The sequence below is a fragment of the Streptomyces sp. NPDC059649 genome (assembly GCF_042734445.1).
Classification (GTDB): domain Bacteria; phylum Actinomycetota; class Actinomycetes; order Streptomycetales; family Streptomycetaceae; genus Streptomyces.
In genome coordinates, this window is sequence record NZ_JBHWDV010000117.1 from 1 (window position 1) to 3,313 (window position 3,313).

At 71.4% G+C, this 3,313-nt stretch carries 3 protein-coding genes; 2 read left to right on the top strand and 1 reads right to left on the bottom strand.

The annotated features are described in order from the left end of the window. Positions 1–267: 267 nt before the first annotated feature. Positions 268–903 carry a TetR family transcriptional regulator gene (locus ACFV1J_RS40245; protein WP_385866962.1) on the bottom strand — a complete coding sequence of 212 codons (636 nt, stop codon included), beginning with the start codon at positions 901–903 and terminating at the stop codon, positions 268–270. Between the two features lie 102 nt (positions 904–1,005). Here ACFV1J_RS40245 and hmgA point away from each other — a divergent pair, with 102 nt between their 5' ends. Both hmgA and ACFV1J_RS40255 read left to right on the top strand, forming a co-directional pair. Further along, positions 1,006–2,340, top strand: coding sequence for a homogentisate 1,2-dioxygenase (gene hmgA, locus ACFV1J_RS40250; protein ID WP_385866965.1), 1,335 nt, complete (start codon positions 1,006–1,008; stop codon positions 2,338–2,340). A gap of 16 nt (positions 2,341–2,356) precedes the next feature. Further along, positions 2,357–3,103 carry a GntR family transcriptional regulator gene (locus tag ACFV1J_RS40255; RefSeq protein WP_385866967.1) on the top strand — a complete coding sequence of 249 codons (747 nt, stop codon included), beginning with the start codon at positions 2,357–2,359 and terminating at the stop codon, positions 3,101–3,103. The last annotated feature ends 210 nt before the right edge of the window (positions 3,104–3,313 follow it).

The window sequence follows — 3,313 nt, forward strand, 5'->3', positions numbered from 1 at the left end:
CAACGGGAGGGGACGGGCCGGAGGGGCCGGTTGTGTGGACGTAAAGCGAAGCAGTCCACACAACCGGCCCCGGAGGACCGTCACCGCACCCAACAACCACCCAGCCCGCCGCTGGGGGTACCTCCCACGCCCTTTAGGCAGTGGGGGAGCAACGGCGAACAACAACCGCGGCGGGACGGACAGATACGTGCGGGGGCGCCGCAAAGCGCGCAACGGCGAGACGCCCCGCGGCGGGACAGACAGGTACGTACGGCGCGCCGCAACGCGTTAGTCCAGGTACCGGGACAGATAAGCCCGAAGGAGCGACTTCGTCTCCTCGACGATGGCCGGGTCACCGGCCGAGTCGACGCGGAACGCCAGTTGCAGCAGCGCGTCGGCCGTCTCGACGCCGACGAGGAACGCCGTGCGGAGCCGCGCCTCGGCGGGGTCCAGGCCGAGGCGCCCCGCCAGGAGGACCATGAGGCGGTCGGCGACCTCGTAGTTCGCCTGGCGGGACTCCCGCGGGGCGGGCACCGTGAACTCGACCAGCGCGAACCCCGGCACCGTCCGCTTCATCGCGAGGTACTCGTCGACCACGACGTCCATCGCACGGCGCCACTCCAGCCGCTGGCCCTCCGGCGCGGTCAGCCGGGCGGTGATCCGGTCCGCGTAGGCGTCGAGGTTGCGATGGGCGAGCGCCTCGGCCATCGCGCGCTTGTTGGGGAAGAAGCGGTAGACCGAGCCGATCGGAACGCCGGCCCGGACGGCCACGGCCCGGGTGCTCAGTTCCTCGTAACCGGTTTCGTCGAGGAGTTCGGCACACGCGTCGAGGATGCGGGCCAGACGCTGGGCGCTGCGCCGCTGCACGGGGGCGCGGCGCAGGGAGCGGGGAGGCAGGTCGGGGCGCGGGGTCGGCTGCTGCACCCGTCCATCCTGCCCGTCCTTCCGGACGGGAGTGTCCGTTGACGACCCTCCCGCGCAATCCTAAGGTCTTCCATAGGATTCCTTGAGCGGCGGGAGCGCGCGATGACAGGCACGGCCAACGAGCAGGCGAGGAAGACGGCCGAAGGACTGGTGTACGCCACCGGCTTCGGCAACGAGCACAGCTCGGAGGCCGTCCCGGGCGCGCTTCCGATGGGCCGCAACGCACCCCAGCGGGCCCCGCTCGGGCTGTACGCCGAGCAGCTCAGCGGCTCGGCGTTCACCGAACCCCGGGGGACCAACCACCGCTCCTGGCTGTACCGCATCCGCCCGTCGGCCGCGCACCCGCCGTTCGTCCGCGCCGAGCAGCGCACGGTGCGCTCGGCGCCGTTCACCGAGTGCGTGCCGGACCCCAACCGGCTGCGCTGGAACCCGCTGCCCGCCCCCGAAGGCCCGACGGACTTCCTCGACGGGCTGTGGACGCTGGGCGGCAACGGCGACGCGGCGCAGCGCAGCGGCATGGCCGTGCACCTCTACCACGCCAACGCCGACATGGAACGGCGGGTGTTCAGCGACGCGGACGGCGAGCTGCTGATCGTCCCCGAGCAGGGCGGGCTGCTGCTGCGCACCGAGCTCGGGCTGCTGCGCGCCGTACCGGGTGAGGTCGCGCTGATCCCGCGCGGGGTGCGGTTCCGCGTCGAGCTGCTGGACGCCACCGCCCGGGGCTACGTCTGCGAGAACTACGGGCAGCCCTTCCGGCTCCCCGACCTCGGCCCGATCGGCGCCAACGGCCTGGCGAACCCCCGGGACTTCCGGGCTCCGGTCGCCGCGTACGAGGACGTCGAGGGCCCGGTCGAGGTCGTCAACAAGTTCTGCGGCAACCTCTGGACCGCCACCTACGACCACTCGCCGCTGGACGTCGTCGCCTGGCACGGCAACCACGTCCCGTACGTCTACGACCTGCGGTGCTTCAACGTCATCGGGTCGATCAGCTACGACCACCCGGACCCGTCGATCTTCACGGTGCTGACCTCCCCGTCCGACACCCCGGGGCTGGCCGGCGTGGACTTCGTGGTCTTCGCGCCGCGCTGGCTGGTCGGCGAGAACACCTTCCGGCCGCCCTATTTCCACCGCAATGTGATGACCGAGTACATGGGTCTGATCGAGGGCGCCTACGACGCCAAGGCCGCCGGAGAAGGGGGTTTCGTCCCGGGCGGCGGCTCGCTGCACAACATGATGTCGGCGCACGGGCCCGACCGGGAGACGTTCGACAGGGCGAGCGCCGCCGAACTGGTCCCGCAGAAGATCGACGACGGGCTGGCGTTCATGTTCGAGACCCGCTGGCCGCTGACGCTCACCGCCCAGGCCCGGGACGCCGGCCATCTGCAGCGCGGCTACGACGACGTATGGCAGGGTCTCCAGCGCCACTTCCGCCCGTGACACCCGGGGACCGCTCGTGACCACCTTCGCTCCCGACTCGCTCGCCCTGAACCGCAAGCTGCCGTTGTGGTACCAGGTCTCGCAGTCGTTGCGTGCCTCCATACTGGGCCGCTCCCCGGACGCCCCGCTGCGGCTGCCCACCGAGGACGCGCTCGCGGCGCACTACGGCGTGAGCGTGCTGACCATGCGGCAGGCGCTCAAGGAGCTGGAGGCGGAGGGGCTGATCAGCCGGCACCGGCGTCGCGGCACGTTCATCGAGCCGGGTGCGCGGCGCGGTGCGCCGGTGCGGCTGCTCGGTTCGGTGGACGCGATCGTGGCCCAGCAGTCCGGGATGGCCACCGAGCTGCTGGACCACGGCCCGGTCGCGGTCCCCGCCGAACTGGCCGAGTACTTCCCCGAGTTGACGGAGGTGGCCGGGTTCCGCCGGCTGCGCAGCGACGAGAAGACGGGCGAGCCGACCAACCACGCGCGCAACTATGTACGCCCCGACGTCGCGGAGCGGATCGACCCGGCGGATCTGCTGCGCTGGCCGATGACCAAGGTGCTGCGGGATGCGGTGGGCGTCCGGATCAGCCGGATCACCGACACGGTCGAGGCCCGCCTCGCCGACCCGGAAACCGCCCGCCTCCTCGAGGTCCCGCTCCTCAGCCCGATCCTCGACTACACGGGCGTCACCTACGACGCCGACGGCCACCCGGTCGACGTCGCCCGCATCCACTACCGGGGGGACCGTTTCTCCTTCACGGTGACGCTTGAGGCGTAGCCTTCTTCTTCCCACGTGCCTGTTTGCGGCGCCGCGGTGGTTTCTCGCCGTTCCGCTGCGCTTTGCGGCGCCTCCCACGTTTTTGTCTGCGGCGCCGTGGTGGTTTCTCGCCGTTGCTCCCCCACTGCCTAAAGGGCGTGGGAGGTACCCCCAGCGGCGGGCTGGGTTGTGGTGGGTGCGGTGACGGTCCTCCGGGGCCGGTTGTGTGGA